General features: G+C 41.0%; 11 protein-coding genes and 1 pseudogene. 1 reads left to right on the forward strand and 11 read right to left on the reverse strand.

The genetic code is table 11. From position 1 onward, the window contains the following. Positions 1-61: 61 nt before the first annotated feature. The 10 genes from ACKTT2_RS02955 to ACKTT2_RS03000 all read right to left on the reverse strand — a co-directional run bounded on the left by ACKTT2_RS02955 (position 62) and on the right by ACKTT2_RS03000 (position 14,841). Positions 62-1,366 (reverse strand): FAD-dependent oxidoreductase, encoded by a 1,305-nt coding sequence (locus ACKTT2_RS02955; protein WP_407883809.1) that lies wholly within the window; start codon positions 1,364-1,366, stop codon positions 62-64. A gap of 125 nt (positions 1,367-1,491) precedes the next feature. Further along, a complete protein-coding gene (locus tag ACKTT2_RS02960; RefSeq protein WP_407883811.1) occupies positions 1,492-2,922 on the reverse strand; it encodes a tryptophanase in 1,431 nt (476 codons plus the stop codon). Positions 2,923-2,994: 72 nt separating this feature from the next. Continuing rightward, positions 2,995-4,431: a cytochrome P450 gene (locus ACKTT2_RS02965; RefSeq protein ID WP_407883813.1), complete on the reverse strand. Its 1,437-nt coding sequence runs from the start codon at positions 4,429-4,431 to the stop codon at positions 2,995-2,997. A 93-nt stretch (positions 4,432-4,524) separates the two neighbouring features. After that, on the reverse strand, positions 4,525-5,958 hold the full coding sequence (locus ACKTT2_RS02970; RefSeq protein WP_407883815.1) for a cytochrome P450: 1,434 nt from the start codon (positions 5,956-5,958) through the stop codon (positions 4,525-4,527). 73 nt (positions 5,959-6,031) lie between these two features. Continuing rightward, a complete protein-coding gene (locus ACKTT2_RS02975; RefSeq protein ID WP_407883818.1) occupies positions 6,032-7,486 on the reverse strand; it encodes a cytochrome P450 in 1,455 nt (484 codons plus the stop codon). Positions 7,487-7,762: 276 nt separating this feature from the next. Next, positions 7,763-9,409 (reverse strand): NAD(P)/FAD-dependent oxidoreductase, encoded by a 1,647-nt coding sequence (locus tag ACKTT2_RS02980; RefSeq protein WP_407883820.1) that lies wholly within the window; start codon positions 9,407-9,409, stop codon positions 7,763-7,765. Positions 9,410-9,933: 524 nt separating this feature from the next. Then, complete coding sequence (locus tag ACKTT2_RS02985; protein ID WP_407883822.1) at positions 9,934-10,629, reverse strand: ABC transporter ATP-binding protein; 696 nt, start codon at positions 10,627-10,629, stop codon at positions 9,934-9,936. 142 nt (positions 10,630-10,771) lie between these two features. Beyond that, positions 10,772-12,034 (reverse strand): ABC transporter permease, encoded by a 1,263-nt coding sequence (locus ACKTT2_RS02990; RefSeq protein WP_407883824.1) that lies wholly within the window; start codon positions 12,032-12,034, stop codon positions 10,772-10,774. Positions 12,035-12,112: 78 nt separating this feature from the next. Continuing rightward, a complete protein-coding gene (locus ACKTT2_RS02995) occupies positions 12,113-13,639 on the reverse strand; it encodes an efflux RND transporter periplasmic adaptor subunit (protein ID WP_407883826.1) in 1,527 nt (508 codons plus the stop codon). 218 nt (positions 13,640-13,857) lie between these two features. Then, positions 13,858-14,841, reverse strand: coding sequence for a response regulator transcription factor (locus tag ACKTT2_RS03000; protein WP_407883830.1), 984 nt, complete (start codon positions 14,839-14,841; stop codon positions 13,858-13,860). A 436-nt stretch (positions 14,842-15,277) separates the two neighbouring features. Between ACKTT2_RS03000 and ACKTT2_RS03005 the strand changes: the two genes are divergently transcribed. Further along, a complete protein-coding gene (locus tag ACKTT2_RS03005; protein WP_407883828.1) occupies positions 15,278-15,478 on the forward strand; it encodes a hypothetical protein in 201 nt (66 codons plus the stop codon). Positions 15,479-15,576: 98 nt separating this feature from the next. Here ACKTT2_RS03005 and ACKTT2_RS03010 read toward each other — a convergent pair. Continuing rightward, a pseudogene (locus ACKTT2_RS03010) lies at positions 15,577-15,888 on the reverse strand (Uma2 family endonuclease); the annotation flags it as partial.

A 15,888-nucleotide genomic window follows, 5' to 3' on the forward strand; every position in this document is an offset into this window, starting at 1 on the left:
CAACGGGGGAAACCCCCGCACTTTTTGTGGCTCCCCAACCTACGTGTTTTCGGATTTTTGCTTAACCGACAAGTATTGAGACTTCTCTTTTCGCATGATTTTCTGTCATCTGACTTATCATCTGTTGGTGCGATCGCTCAATCTTTAGAGCTTCTGAATAGGACATACACGTGAAAGAAATATTGTAGTAAAGTGATGCAAATTCAGGATTCATTTTCTGTAATTGTCTTTCTAGTTTTGTTCGCTCCAGAAACTCGCGATCGCCTACCATTTTTGTAAGTACCGTAAAGTGTTCTAGGCAGAGATCTGCGATCGCATCCATATCTGGTTTACGCAGCGTCTCATATTGTCTAAAAGCTGTTTGCCAATCAGCTGGATGCTGTTCGATACATTTAGTCAATAACTGACAATCTTCAAAGCCTGCATTCGCACCTTGACCGTATGAAGGAACAATAGCGTGACAAGAATCGCCAATAAGTAACACCTTATCCTGATAACTCCAGGGAAAACATTTAATAGTCATCATTGCTTCCACTGGTTTGTTGGAATAATCTCCAAGGTTAGGATACACGAGCGACCATATATCAGGGAAATAAGTTTCAAAAAGATTTTGCAGGGCGTCTGGTGATGCAGTAGAATTATGGGAAATTTCCCCTTCATAGGGCAGGTGCAATGATAGAGTAAAACTTTTGTCTAGATTGGGAAAACCGATGAGCATAAAATTATCCCGTGGCCAAATATGTATGGCGTTTTTATCTAGTGACCAACAGCCATCATTACCTGCAGGGATGATAATCTCCTTGTATCCCCGCTCGAGATATTCCTGGAAATAATTGAAGCGTTTCAATCGCTGCATCTTGTGTCGTATAGGAGAATGCACTCCGTCACAAGCAAAAATTCTATCTGCTTGCACTTGAGTGATTTCCTCTGTTTTTAGGTTTTGCAATTTCAGGCTGGCTGTGGGCAAATCAATGTCGATACATTTTTGATTGAAATAAAATTCAATATTTTCATGCTGCTCTGCAAAACTAAGAAGCGCCTTACTCAAGTCCTCACGTCCAATGGAATAGATAGCTTCTTTATTGTTACCGTAAGGTTGATAAGTTAGTTCGCCATCTTGGGCATGCATAATTCTACCATAAACGGGAATGCATAACTCGCGCACTATGTCACCCGCACCTACAGCATTGAGTGAGCGGAAACCTCGTTCAGATAGGGTTATATTTATAGAACGACCCGATGGCAGGTTAATCTGACGCGGATCTGAATTTCGCTCATATACCTTGACTTTAAAGCCAGCACGTGCTAAGTACACAGATAGCAAAGAACCTACAAGTCCAGCTCCAACGATAATAATATTGTCCATTTTTACCCTCTTCAAATCAGTGAACAGTAACCAGTGACTAGTGACCAAATCTTGTGGCATGGGCGTCCCCGCCCGTCTTGTATTAGTGGCGGGCAGGATTGCCCGCACCACAAGAACTTTATTGGCTAAACTTGGAGTACTGAAAGTTCTAAAGATGGTTCTGACTTCGGAGTATCTACTCTCATTGGCTCAAGCTGAGCAGTGAATTGGCGCATCAGCTTAGGTGCATAAATCAGCCGATATCCAGGTATGCGATCGCGTCGCACCACAGTTTTACTAAATATTTCAGCTACATAGTCTAAATGAGTTTGGGTGTATACCCGTCTTGGAAGTGCTAAACGAACTAACTCTAACTTGGGATATACCATTCGACCTGTTTGTGGATCGGGATGAGCAAAACCTAGTGAGCCTATTTCTACTGTGCGTATTCCACCCTCTAAATAAAGTTCTACTGTCAGAGCATGAGCGGGAAACTGTTCTTGAGGGATATGCGGTAATAACAGTCCAGCGTCCACATAAACTGCATGCCCTCCTGGTGGCTCAATAATTGGAATTTTTAATTCCCGCAGACGCTGTGCTAGATATGCCGTTTGTCCTATACGATAGGCGAGATAGTCTTCCTGAAGAACTTCACGCAAGCCAACAGCCATTGCATCTAAATCTCGACCTGCTAATCCTCCATATGTAGGAAATCCCTCGCGGAGAATTAATTCATTGCGTGCTTGCTCAAAAAGCTCTTTATCGTTCATAGCTATGAAGCCACCAATGTTCACAATGCCATCTTTTTTGGCACTCATGGTGATACCATCGGCTAAAGCAAACATTTCACGGCTAATTTCTAAAGGGGTTTTATCCACATAACCGGGTTCTCTCAGTTTAATGAAGTACGCATTTTCTGCAAACCGACAAGCATCTATGAAAAATGGAATCCCGAATTCTTTGTATGTTTTAGAAACTGCTCGGAGATTTTCCATAGAAACTGGTTGACCGCCTCCTGCATTGTTGGTCACGGTAATCATGCCAAAGGGAATTCGATCTGGTCCTATCTGTTTAATAAAGTCTCGCAACTTTTGAATGTCCATATTCCCTTTGAAAGGGTGGTACAAAGTAGGATTGTGAGCTTCATCAATGACAAGATTGACAGGGTGACCTCCGCGAGCGCTAATGTTAGCATAACCAGTATCAAAGTGGGTGTTAGAAGGAATATACTGACCCGGTTTGACCAGACAGGCGCTTAAAATGTTTTCTGCTGCTCGACCCTGGTGGGTGGGTAAGAAATATGAAAAGCCGAAAATGTCTTGTATAACTTCTGCTAGCCGGAAATATGAGCGAGCGCCAGCATAAGCTTCATCTCCTTCCAGCATAGCCGCCCACTGTGTCTGGCTCATCGCACTAGTACCAGAGTCTGTAAACAAATCAATGAAAATCTCTTCCGAGCGCAAACCGAACAGGTTATAGTTAGCTTGACGTATCACTGCTTCACGAGCATCGCGATCGAGTAGTTTGATGGGTTCAACCATCTTAATCCGAAATGGTTCTGGGGGATGAAGGGTCATATTTACCTCTAATTATTGTTTGCTTTGTTCTAAATTTCAATTTCTGCTGATTCACACTCAACTCACTCAAGTCTAAAATCGAGGTTGAACTATAACTTTGTAGCTCTCTGGTAGTACGTGAGCTCCCGGCGTACCTTTGAAATTCAACTTCTCTCCCGCAACCCTTTCAAATTTGCATTTCTGCATCAGGTTGGCGAAGAATAAGAAGATTTCAAGACGTCCTAAGTAATCTCCAATACATCTGCGTTTTCCAAGACCGAAGGGATAGTACTTATCTAGGAGATCTTCCTTGATTTCTCCGCTTTCGGTCAGAAATCTATACGGGTTGAATTGGTCGGGTTCTTCCCAATAGCGATCGTCGCGGGTTAAGCCATAGAGATTAACGATGACAGGAGTGTTTTTTGGAATAAAGTAATTATCGATCGTGGTGTCACGGGTTGTAGCATGCGGGAGACCAAAGGGAAAATGGGGTGGATGGCGCAAAAGTTCATGGATACAAGCTTCTGTAAATGGTAATTTTGCGCGATCTTCAAAGCGAACCGATCGCTCTCTACCTATAACTGAGTCTAGTTCTTGCTGAACTTTAGCTTGAATTTCAGGATGTGCAACCATGTAAAGGATCGCCCAGCGTATGAGCGGAGCACTAGGTTGTAGTCCGGTTCCCATCATTTCCTGTGGTGTTCCTTCCACAATCAGATCTTCGGTGAGACCCAGGTTTTGTTTTTCTGACTCGTCTACCTCTGTTGCAGCTTTTATTAAAGCATCTATGACTCCTCTCATATTTTCGGGGTTGTAAGAGGTTCGTTGGTCATTTAATTTCTGGAGAACTACCCTTTCCAAAGCATCAAGAACGTATTGACGTTTTTGTAATCCTTGTTCGGGAAATATGCGGGCTTGCGGTAAGAAATCAGCGATGAGGTTTCCTGCAGAATTATCACTAAAATAGTGAGCGCATTTTACAAAGGTAATAAAATCATCATCGTTACGGCTGTATTTTTCTCCGAATAAGATTTTTGACATAACATTTGCTACAGACAGACCGATGTCTAATTCTGGATCGAAAGCTTTACCTTGATAGGACAACAAGATATTTGCTAGTTCAACGGAGTCTTCTATGATTTGCTGTTCAATAACTGCTTTTTTGTTGTTAACGAACATATGCAGAGCGTTACCAACAATTTCACGATGTCTTTTCCACAGCAAACTGTAATCTCTACCTCCAATAGTCCTACCTTTAATTGCAGTCAGTAAGGTAAAAAAGTGCGGTCTACCCGCGAAATCTTCTTGCTGTTTTAGTAAAGCTTGTCTAATGGTTTCAAGTCCATTGAGGATAACTATGGGTTGGAAAAAGATGCGTACTTGAAAGACATCACCATATTTTTTTGCTAGATCAGTAAATGAGAGATACTGGTGTTTGTCTATGAAGGGTAAACTTCCGATAACAGGTAAGATAGGTGGTCCTGGGATTTTTTTAGATTTTTTGGAAGACTGTAATTCTAATTGCAGCATATTATCTCCTATTTGATTTTATGTTTTCAATCAAAGTTTTTTACTACAGAAGGAATTAACCGCACCCTGTAGCAGACGAACGCAGATGAATTTCTAGAACCTTGGCTTGACTATAACTTTGTAGTTTTTCTTGGGCATTGTTACGGCTCCTGTTTGACATTCAAAGCTCAACTCTTCTCCAGGAACTTTTTCAAATTTGCATTGATGCATCAAATTGGTGAAGAATAGGAATACTTCAAGACGACCTAAGTATTCTCCAAAGCATCTGCGTTTTCCGAGACCGAATGGGTAGTATTTATCTAAGAGGTCTTCTCTAATTTGTCTGTTGTCGGTCAGAAATCGATGCGGGTTGAATTTTTCTGGTTCTTCCCAATAACGCTCGTCGCGGGTCAAGCTATATAGATTGATGTAGACAGGTGTTTTTTTGGGAATAAAGTAACCATTGATGGTGGTGTCTGTTGTTGTAGCGTGTGGGAGAGCAGTGGGAAAATAAGGAGCGTGTCGCATAATTTCATAGATGCAAGCTTGTGTAAATGGCAATTTTGTGCTGTCTTCAAAACGAACTTGTTGTTCTCTACCAATGACTGCATCTAATTCTTGCTGAACCTCAGCTTGAACTTCTGGGTACGCGATCGCATAAAGAATAGCCCAGCTGAGTATCGGAGAAACGGGTTGCGTTCCCGATCCCATCATTTCTTGTAATGTTCCTGTCACAATCAGGTCTTCGGTAAGACCCCAAGTTTGTTTATCTGACTCACCGATCTCACTAGCAGCTTTTAATAAAGCATCTGCCATTCCTCTTAAATTTGTGGGGTTGTATGAATCACGATATTTCTCTAACTTACTCAGTACTAAATTCTCCAAAACGCCATCTATCGATTTCTGAAATTTTTGGAAAATATTTGGAGGTTTTGGCAGAAAATCAAATCTTAAAGACCCTATGCCATTGCGGCTAGCTAATTGAGTGAATTTGACAAGGGCTGCAAGGTCTTGATTGTCACGACTGTATTTTTCACCAAACAAGATTCTGGACATAATGTTTGTAATAGATAGACCTATGTCCATATCTGGTTCAAAAGCTTGACCTCCGTAGCTCAGAAAGATATTTGCTAACTCTACAGCATCCTCTCTAATTTGTTGTTCAATAGATGTTGTTTTGCGTTCGAGGAACATATGCAAAGCATTAACGGTAATTTCACGATGCCTTTTCCATGTCATACCGTAATCTCTGCCACCAATATTCCTCCCTCTAACGACCTTTTTAGTAATGCTTAACTTTGGTCTACCAGCAAAATCTTCTGACTGCTTGATTAAAGCTTGTCTAATAGTCTCTAGCCCATTGAGTACAATAATTTTTCGGGAAAAAACTCGTATTTGGAAGACATTACCATATTTTTTCGCTAGATTGGTGAATGATATATATTGATGTTGGTTTTTATCAATGAAGGGGAAACTTCCAATAATAGGTAATACGGGTGGCTCCGGAATCTTTTTTAACGGTATGGAAGATTGCAATTCTATTTGCATGTTATTACCTCTTAGATGATATAGACTAAAGTTGAACAAAATCAAACCTTTACTTTCCCTAGAAAACACAAATCTAGAACCGGGGCTTGACTATAACTTTATAAGGCATTGGCGTAACAACGGCTCCTGGCATACCTTCAAAACTCAACTTCTCGTCAGCAACCCTTTCAAATTTACACTTATGCATCAGATTGGTCAGAAGCGAGAAGATTGCAAGACGCCCTAGGAACTCTCCAAGACATCGACGTTTTCCAAGACCAAATGGGTAGTACTTATCTAAGAGATCTTCTCTAATTTCTCCACTTTCAGTCAGGAATCGATACGGGTTGAATTTTTCAGGTTCCTCCCAATAGCGATCGTCACGGGTTAAACTATACAGATTGATAGACACAGGAGTGTTTTTTGGAATGAAGTAACCGTCGATCGTTGTATCAGCAGTCGCAGCGTGAGGAATGCTCATTGGAAAAGCAGGAGCGTGTCGCAAAATTTCATGGATGCAAGCTTGCGTAAATGGTAATTTTGTCCGTTTTTCATAGCGCACGGGCTGCTCTCTACCTATAACTGTGTCTAATTCTTGATGAATTTTGTCTTGAATATCTGGATAGGCGATCGCATAAAGGATAGCCCACCTTAAAATAGGAGCAACAGGTTGTGTTCCTGTTCCCATCATTTCCTGTACGGTTGCTTCGACAATCCGTTCTTTAGTAAGGTCTAGGGTTTGTTTCTCTGACTCGTCTATCTCACTAGCGGCTTTCATCAAAGCATCTGCTATACCTCGTAAATTATTAGGGTTATAAGATGCTTGATGCTCGTGTAATTTTTTCAGAAACAAACTTTCTGCCAGATTAGTAGCTTCTTGCCATTTTCCTAATTTTTGTTTAAAAAGCTTCTGGAGATTGTTGACTTTTTTAAACAAAGGAAGGCTCATGACTGAGATAAAAAAGATGGCACTTATATTATTATTTGTAAAGGACTGGGCATTTTTAACAAAGATAATTAGATCCTCATTATCACGACTAAATTTTTCTTTAAACAACATTCTGGACATATAGTTTGTCACAGATAGACCTATATCAACTTCTGGCTCGAAAGGTTGACTTCCGTAGCTTAGAAAGATATTTGCTAGTTCATTGGCTTCTTCTATAATTTCCTGTTCGGCTGTGTTGTTTTCCAAAATCGTATGTAGAGCGCTAATAGCAATCTCACGGTGTCTTTTGAAGAGTACACCATAATCTGCACCTCCAATAGATTTACCACGAATTGCATTCTCTATAATATAAACTTGCGGTCTACCAGCAAAATTTTCTTGTTGCTTTAACAAAGCTTGTCTGATAGTTTCAAGTCCATTAAGTACAATTACATTTTGAAAAAACATACGTACCTGGAAAACATTACCATATTCTTTTGCTAGTTTGGTAAATGCCAGATGCATATTCTTGCCTATAAAAGGCATACTCCCGGTGATGGGTAATGCAGGTGGTCTGGGAATCTTTTTTTGTTGAATAGAAGAGTGCAATTCGATCTGCATATTTTTATCTCCTGCTGTAATTAAATCGAGGTTTTAGCTTTAGTTTTACCCCACCCTAGCCCTCCCCTTTACAAGGGGAGGGAACTTGATTGTCAGTTTCCTTTTCCAAGGGGGGATTAAGGGGGTAAATCTACTTGTATGTACACCGTAGCCTTTTTAAGGAGGAATTAAGCGATTTTCAGTTTCCCCCCTTTCATGCGTGGGGATTAAGGGGGGTAAGTCTAACGTCTGTGTACCCTAACTTTCTTTAATTTTGAACTGCAGAACCACTAAAAACTACTTGACTTGTGCAAGTTGAGGTTTTTGAACGTTCAATAATTTTTGCAGCACTGTTAATGATGCATCATCTAGTTCTGAAAAGAGCAATGGTTCAGCTAACTGCGGATTTGCAGCTAAATCTAGATGTCGTGCTGCGGGGTCTCCCCAAGGATAAAGCGATTGTGGGAGCATATCGGACTGCTTCAAGAGCGAAAGCATATGATTAGCCGCTTTTTCTGCAGTCATTTTTCCTGCATCAACCTCATCTAGCAAAGCGTCATAACCGTCCATAACAGCTTGGAAAACTTGTGTAAAAGGAGCTTGTGCCATAAAATAAGGTTCTTCTTTATCCAGATCGATAAAGGCTGATGAGCGATCGCCCGATAAACATTTCAGACAACTACGGAATAAGCAGATATCACTGAGAATGAGATAAGCTAGCCAAAGTTGAGTCATCGCATTCCATAGCGAAAAGTCTGACATTGAGCGAAAAGTATTGTATACTAACTGGTCGTTGTGATTCAGTTTTGCTGTTTGCAGTCTGTCTACATAGGCAAAGCGTTCAACGGAGAAGTCATCATCTTTTAATGCTTCTATCAATCGACTTGCTAAAGCATGAACGTTTTCAAAGGTGCTAACAAAGCCTCTGGAGTAGAGAGGATCGATAAAACCTTGAGAATGGCTCAACAACGCAAAACGATGTCCTACAGATTTTGTGGATGAATATTGAATGCGATCGGTACTTACCCATTTACGGACTGGTTTGAGGTCTTTGAGATGATTGGCGATGCTGGGGAAACGCTCAACAATACTGTAAAATTCTTGTTCGGGATCTAAACCTTTGTTAGGGTACTTGTAACCATTGAGCATCATCCCAACGCTACAAAGAGGGCTTTCGGAAAGACTGTGGTTATCAAAAGGAATCACCCATATCCAACCTCCATCAAAGACATGGTGCAATGTACCTTCATGCCATTTACAACTCAGTCCTGGTAAATCTTCTTTAGGTACACAGTCATCGTATGCAGGTAAATTAGCTACATGAGTAAAAATACCGCGAGTATTGGTTCTTAAACGGGTTGGTTTTTCTCGCAAATTAAATTTCTCTGCGACTAGCGAACGGAAGCCCGAACCATCTGCTAAGAAACGACAAGTATACTCTTCGCCATCTTTTGTTCTTACCTGTACGTAATCTTCATGAAAATTAATTTCCCGAACGTCTGTTAATTCACGATAAACAGCGCCGTAACTTTGAGCGACTTTCACCATATAATGGTCAACATCTGGGCGGAAAAGATGACTCTCAGATGTCAAAGGAAAATCTGGTGAGATCAGCTGGTGTGTCCGATCTGGGTTTTGTTTCTCGCCTTCATCATGATAAACAAACCCAAGTAAGCGCTTCACACCGCAGCCTGATGAAACGTGTTGGCGCATTGCTTTTACATCAGTCAAATTCTTGAGTTCTGGTATACCGTAACGTTCTGCTACAATCCACATCCACATTGCACTTTCGGGTAACATGGCTTCACCAATTGTGAAGCGTGGATGAGAACCTTTTTCGATGAGCAGAACACTAAAACCATGCTTTGCAAGGATACTAGCTAAAGTCGATCCTCCAAGCCCCGAACCGAGAATAATTGTGTCAAAGTGTTTGTTGGATTGCATATTTCACTCTTAAGTTCTTACTTAATTTATTGTTGTGCGAACAGATATGGTTTGATAAATTCGAGCAAATGACTCTTTTCCTTCTAGAAAATTACCAATCTTCTTGTTCTCTTTCCTCTGTGTCCTCGTCTCTGTGGTTTTTTAATTAGGTAATCTTCCGACAGGAAAGGAGATTTGCTAACAAAATTGAGCATTTAGGATGACGAAGTTAAGTAATGTAATCGGAGGAAGTTCTTTTTTTTGATTTGATTTAGCGATTACATTATTCAACTTTAGATATAGCAGTCCTATTTGATATGTAAAAATTATTAACCGCAAAGACGCAAAGAGTATGAAGAAAAGAGAGAAGAGAGCGGATACATGATTTAGGGTTGCTATATAACAAATTTATCAGGCGTTTAGAAGGTTTACAAGAACTATTTTTTCGATGTACGAGCAATTTTTTAGAACTTCTTTGCATTGTTAAAAACAGTAGATTTGAGCGAAATTGTTGTATCTCTAGCTTGTTTTTATGAAGGTGTTTATCATCTAAATTTTTGTCCTGTCGTTGGAGTCACAACATATCCATCTTGAACTCGAATGACTCGTTTCGTTTGAGCAGCTATATCTGGAGCGTGCGTAACTAATACGATCGCAATACCTTGCTCGTTAAGTTCGGTCAGGACATTCATCACATCTTGAGAGGTTTGAGTATCCAACGAACCAGTCGGTTCATCAGCTAATACCAACGCCGGACGATTTACAAGTGCTCGTGCGATCGCAACTCGCTGCTGCTGTCCTCCAGATAACTGATTTGGAAGGTTATGAAGTCGTTCGCTTAAGCCAACCCTTCTCAGCGCTTCTTTTGCACGCTCTTGACGAACAGATTTTGGAACATTAGCATACACCATCGGTAACATAACATTTTCTAGTGCGGTAGCGCGTGGAAGTAAATTAAATTGCTGAAACACAAATCCAATACGCTGATTGCGGATATAAGCAAGCCGATCGTCATTAAACGTCGTTAAGTTATTACCTTCAAAAACATAATGTCCGCTTGTGACGCGATCGAGACAACCTAAAATATTCATTAACGTCGATTTTCCCGAACCTGATGCGCCCATAATGGCAACAAATTCGCCTTCTTCAACAGCCAAATCAATTCCTCTCAGAACTGGAACGGTAATTTCTCCCAATTGATAGGTTTTCGTAATTCCTTCCATCCAAATTATTGTTGTCATTTGTTGTTTGTCATTTGTCATTGGTAAGAGTTTCTTATTTCTGCTTACTCACTTAAGTCTAAATATGAATTTCTCAATCCAAAATCTAAAATAGATAAATTTCTCAATCTAAAATCCACGCATCTAAAATCCACGCATCGGATCATTCGCTGCGAAGAGCCACAATCGGATCGAGTTGAGCAGCATTTCGTGCGGGAATGACACCTGCAGCTAACCCAACTCCCATAGATAGACCGAACCCAACGACAATTGATAAAACTGAAATAACTAGCGGGAATTTGAAAATTAGAGAACTAACGCAAGCAATAAGAATTCCCAAGCCCGCACCCATACCACCTCCTATTGTGGAAATTGCGATCGCTTCAACTAGAAACTGCGTCAAAATTGCGGAATGAGTCGCACCCAAAGCTTTACGAATCCCAATTTCGCGAGTGCGTTCTACAACAGACACTAACATAATGTTTGCAATGCCAATGCCACCCACGAGCAGAGAAATACTTGCGATCGCAACAACCATGAGCGTGAGTAGTCCAACAACAGCCGTAAATGTGCTGACAATATCAGCCTGATTGCTGATGCGAAAATCATCATCTTTAGGGCTATGAATATTATGTCGTAACCTTAACAAATTTCCTACTTGAAATTGAGCAGCAACAAGAGCATCTTGATTTTCTCCTTTGACATAAATTGTATTGACAGAAATACCAGTTAAAGCATTATTACCAACAATACGAGCAGACATTGTTGTCAGGGGAATGTAAATTGCATCATCGCGATCGACAGGTCCCTGGTTACCTTTAACTTCCATAATGCCAATAACACGATAAATTTCACCTTTAACACGAATCTTCTCATTCAATCCAGAGTTATTTCCAAACAAAGTTCTTTGTACCGTTGAACCGAGAATTACAACTTGGGCAGATCCATCAAGTTCTTCTTGATTGAAATAGCGCCCTATCTGTGGATGGGTATTGCGAGCATCGGGATAGTTTAAGTCAGTACCGTAAACAGTTGTATTTGTATTCGTTCCGGCATAAACTACCTGTGCGGGTTGTTGCAAAGTTGCTGAAACAAGTTTGGCAGACGGTGCTTCTTTAGCAATGGCTTTTGCATCTTCCCAAGTTAAAGTGCTCAAAGTTCCTGCACTCTGCACGATATTGTCACTTTTAGCAGCACCTGCAGATACTTGAAGCACATCCGTTCCCAATCCCTGAATCTGCTGCTCAACACTTTTTTGAATACCTTGTCCGATAGAAGTAATCGAAATCACAGATGTGATTCCAATAATAACACCAAGCATCGTCAATCCAGTGCGAAGCTTATTGCTCCACAACGCCTCAGTTGCAATACCCAAAGTTTCACTCAACGATATCTGCTGTGTTAATCTCCCAGTAAACCTTTTCATGCGCTTAATCTTTGACTTTCTAAAAACAAATTTATCTGCGTTCGTCTGCTACAGGCTGCGGTTCCTTAATCATTTAATCTATGTCCCAGACGTTGGCTGAGAACTGCTATTTTTACTGGTTGGATTGCCAAACGGTCCTTGAAATTCCGATTTCGGCTGCATTCCGGGTGGAAAGCTAATTAAAACCCGTTCATTCCCTGTAAGCCCAGACTTAACCTCAGTGCGATCGCCCACAGTTAAACCAATTGCAATTGGTTTAAAAATCGGCTTTTTGTCTTGAGCCATCACATAAACACCCGCTCCGTTTTCCTCCTTTACAATTGCAACTGACGGAACCACAATCGCCCGCTCGAGTTGCCCAATTTGAAATTCGACTTCTACATTCATCCCTGCTTTCAGCAGTAGTTGAGCGGTTTTTTCTAAGGAAATTTTGACCTCGAAACTAGTTACGTTCTGAACAGTAGATGCTTGTGCTGCAATTTGGCTGACTTTTCCTTTAAAAATACGACCGGGATATGCATCAGCTTTGATGTTCGTTGTTTGACCGACTTGAATGCGTGGAATTTTTGCTTCATCTAAATTTGCCACAATTTGATTTGTTGCTGCTAATGTGAAAATTGAGTTGGACGCGGCTCCTTCAACAAGGCTTCCAGCTGTGGTGGGTGTGACAAACGAGCCGGGATCGGCATACTTTTTCGTAACAATGCCATTGAAGGGTGCAGTAATAATCGTGTCATTGATTTGAGTTTGAATTGTTTGTAGTTTACCTCGTGCAGATTCAACTTGTGCTCGTGCTGCATCAATATCCTCCGGACGAGATCCAGCTTTTAACAAATTCAAGGACTGTCGCCGTTGTTCAACTTGCGATCGCGCCTGAGCAATTTCTTCAGTGCGTGCTCCTCGTCGCTGAAGATTCAAAGCGGCTTGAGCTTCCTTAACTTGCGCTTGTGTACTATCGCGTTCCGCTCGCTTCTGATTTACAGTTTGTTGTGAAATTGCTCCCTCCTTGAAGAGCTTTTGATTGCGCTGTAAATCATCTTCCGCTTGTCGCAGCTTGGCTTGCGCCTGACTTAACCGAGCTTGGGCTTGAGAAATATCTTCGGCTCGATTACCTGCTTCTAATTGTTGTAATTTAGCTTGCGCTTCGGCTAACTGTGCAGCAGCTTGAGCAATTTCTTGCGAGCGATTACCGTCGAGCAGCTTCTTCAAATTCGCTTCTTGTTGAGCCACCTGTGCGCGAGATTCAATGAACTGTCCTTGAAGATTCGAGTCGTCCATATAAGCCACTATTTGCCCTTGACGAACGCGATCCCCTTCTTTGACAAGCAACTGTTTGAGATATCCTGCACTTTTCGGACTCAGATTTATTGTGCGTTCCGCTTTAACCGTACCGTTAGCAGCAAGAGTAATTGGTAAACTCCGTTGCTCCACCGGAACTGTCAGTGTTTGACTTTGTACTTTTTGAGACGGTGCGATCGCACGATAGACACCCAATCCGCTTGCACATCCTCCAAATAAAATCAAACCAACCAGCCAGCGAGATTGAAGTTTTTTTCGGACAGAAAGCCACATACTTGGTTGCAATGACTGGGGGTTAATTGCCATATTGAATGCTCCTTAATGTGGAGATGTTGAGAAACATCTTGCATAAATCTTTTTTATAAGAATGCTCTAAGCCCAGTTCGATGAGAGTCAGGAAGGAAATACTAAATAGCTCCAAAAAACTATTTTTTTACTTTAATTTCAATAAAGTTAACGCCGACTGCAACCGCTCAAATTTTAGCATTACTAGTTTATAAGGTATTAACATAGTGTTGCAAGAACTAATCTTTCGATTCAATAAGCGATTCTTTGGAACTTGTTAGTGTTAATCTAAAAAAAGGGCGGCGTTCGCTTCTCCAAGCATTAGGACTTTTCCCTGTATGTTGACGAAATTGACGACAGAAACTAGCCACATTTTGATAGCCTAAACAAGTCGCAATCTCATCCACTGTTTGGTCAGTATTTAAAAGTAAAAAGTATGCTTGCACCATTCGCCGATGGATTATCCATTGATAAAGACTTTGCCCGGTATGCTGTCGCACTAAGTCAGTAAGGTAAGCAGGAGAGTAACCAACTGCCTGTGCGACATCATTGAGGGTAATCGCTCGATGATAATTGACTTCGATAAAGTCAAAGACTCTTCTCAGTAGAGGGACGGACTGAAAAATAGGCTGTTGTGGTGCAATGTTAGCAGTATGAGTAGATGGTGACTCTGAAACTCGTTGATAAGCATGAGCTACCAACCTCTGCCAGAGTAAGGCTTGTTTTTCCAGTTGAATAGCGATCGCAGCCAGTAATTCCTCTAACGTACAAGGCTTAGTGAGATAGTCATCAGCTCCAAGCTCCATGCCTTTGCGGATGTCAGTTCGAGCCGATTTGGCAGTGACAAAAATCAAGGGGATAATCGCTGTGGTAGGGTTTTGGCGTAGCATGGCCAGAACGCCGTAACCATCCAGTTCTGGCAGACTAATCTCGCTGATTATCAAATCGGGTAAGTGCTCTTGTGCCTTCTGAACGCCGACAAGACCATTTTCTGTACCGATCGCATCGAACCCTTCTGACTTCAGGGATTTTAAAAATATATTGCGAGTTCGTTCCTCCGGATCGATAACCAAAATCTTTGTCATTGTATTTCCCTGATATTTAGTTAGACGGTAGTTAGTGGAACCTTGTGATTTTTCTGGTATTATGTCCCCGTCAAGGATATCTGCGTTGATTCGCTCAATTTCTTCTGCTGTTGTTCCGGGGTTCATAACTATAACCATTGTCACAATATTCCTTTGCTTTCACGAGCAACTTCTTGATAAAATTTAGTTAAGTAGGCGATCGATATCTGAGAATTTTGTGTCTTTGAAGCCATTAACTGTTGCTTCAATTTAGAGAATACAGAAATAGACAAAGCTATTCATTTACTATTTATGCTAGTTTGGATGCACAATTTATCTTGGGTCATTGCTCAATTGTGCAAGTTCTATTGCAGAAAACTGCATTTTGCATTGTGTTTCTCCATGAATTATATACTGAGGCAACTTGTGGGATGAGGGTCTCACTATATCATTCCAATAAAGCACCGAGGTTTTACGCAAATTCCATAAGTTTTTCCTAAATGAGGGATGTCTGTCCCAGACGACCCTTGTATGAAGTTTTGTAATACCAATGCGTCAACCTGCGTTTGTAAAGTTATGTTAAGAAATTAAGGTTTTGCGTAAAACCTTACCACTCCTTGAGAAAAAGCAATTAGAGGTTCAACCGAAGTGGGTATCCCTGGATATATTAAGCACAAACGTTGATATATTACCACAGATGATTAATATGACGACCTTTGATGAGCCGCAGCTACCGTTTCACAAGCTAGAACCTGACTCCCAGGTACAAAGCGATCGGTTAAAAATCACAGTTTGATAGCGATTTAATTTTAGAAAAGAAAAAAATTTCTCTGATTTTTAAGTGAAGCGATAAGAGAGCGATTACGGCTATACTGCCGAATCGCTCTCAAATTCTTACTCCACTTCATCTAAATCTATGCCCAATTGACGCAAACGTTCTGCTAATTTTTCTGCTCTTCTTTTTGCTTCATCTGCTTCTTGTTTGGCAGCAATTGCTTCTTCCGAGGGTTCAAGGATTAATTCACCATTCAAAGTCCACCATCGCAACCACAATCGCGGAATTTCTCGAAATGACCCCTCCCACAATCCCAAACTTAAACCCAGCTCTGGCATCAGCAAACGTCCATCTGTCAAATTCATCGCTTGATACTCACCATCTACCAAGCGAAATCCTTGAAGTTTATTCGTATAACGACTAAAGATAAC

Origin of the sequence: Scytonema hankhaensis NUACC26 (genome assembly GCF_045865695.1) — a bacterium.
In the GTDB taxonomy this organism is placed as follows: domain Bacteria; phylum Cyanobacteriota; class Cyanobacteriia; order Cyanobacteriales; family Nostocaceae; genus Scytonema.

What these genes read in the sequence shown, in the direction of transcription:
- ACKTT2_RS02985 (WP_407883822.1), bottom strand. Translation starts at nt 10,629, where the DNA reads ATGACAACAATAATTTGGATGGAAGGAATTACGAAAACCTATCAATTG.
- ACKTT2_RS02970 (WP_407883815.1), bottom strand. Translation starts at nt 5,958, where the DNA reads ATGCAAATAGAATTGCAATCTTCCATACCGTTAAAAAAGATTCCGGAG.
- ACKTT2_RS03000 (WP_407883830.1), bottom strand. Translation starts at nt 14,841, where the DNA reads ATGGTTATAGTTATGAACCCCGGAACAACAGCAGAAGAAATTGAGCGA.
- ACKTT2_RS02990 (WP_407883824.1), bottom strand. Translation starts at nt 12,034, where the DNA reads ATGAAAAGGTTTACTGGGAGATTAACACAGCAGATATCGTTGAGTGAA.
- ACKTT2_RS02955 (WP_407883809.1), bottom strand. Translation starts at nt 1,366, where the DNA reads ATGGACAATATTATTATCGTTGGAGCTGGACTTGTAGGTTCTTTGCTA.
- ACKTT2_RS02960 (WP_407883811.1), bottom strand. Translation starts at nt 2,922, where the DNA reads ATGACCCTTCATCCCCCAGAACCATTTCGGATTAAGATGGTTGAACCC.
- ACKTT2_RS02975 (WP_407883818.1), bottom strand. Translation starts at nt 7,486, where the DNA reads ATGCAGATCGAATTGCACTCTTCTATTCAACAAAAAAAGATTCCCAGA.
- ACKTT2_RS02995 (WP_407883826.1), bottom strand. Translation starts at nt 13,639, where the DNA reads ATGGCAATTAACCCCCAGTCATTGCAACCAAGTATGTGGCTTTCTGTC.
- ACKTT2_RS02980 (WP_407883820.1), bottom strand. Translation starts at nt 9,409, where the DNA reads ATGCAATCCAACAAACACTTTGACACAATTATTCTCGGTTCGGGGCTT.
- ACKTT2_RS02965 (WP_407883813.1), bottom strand. Translation starts at nt 4,431, where the DNA reads ATGCTGCAATTAGAATTACAGTCTTCCAAAAAATCTAAAAAAATCCCA.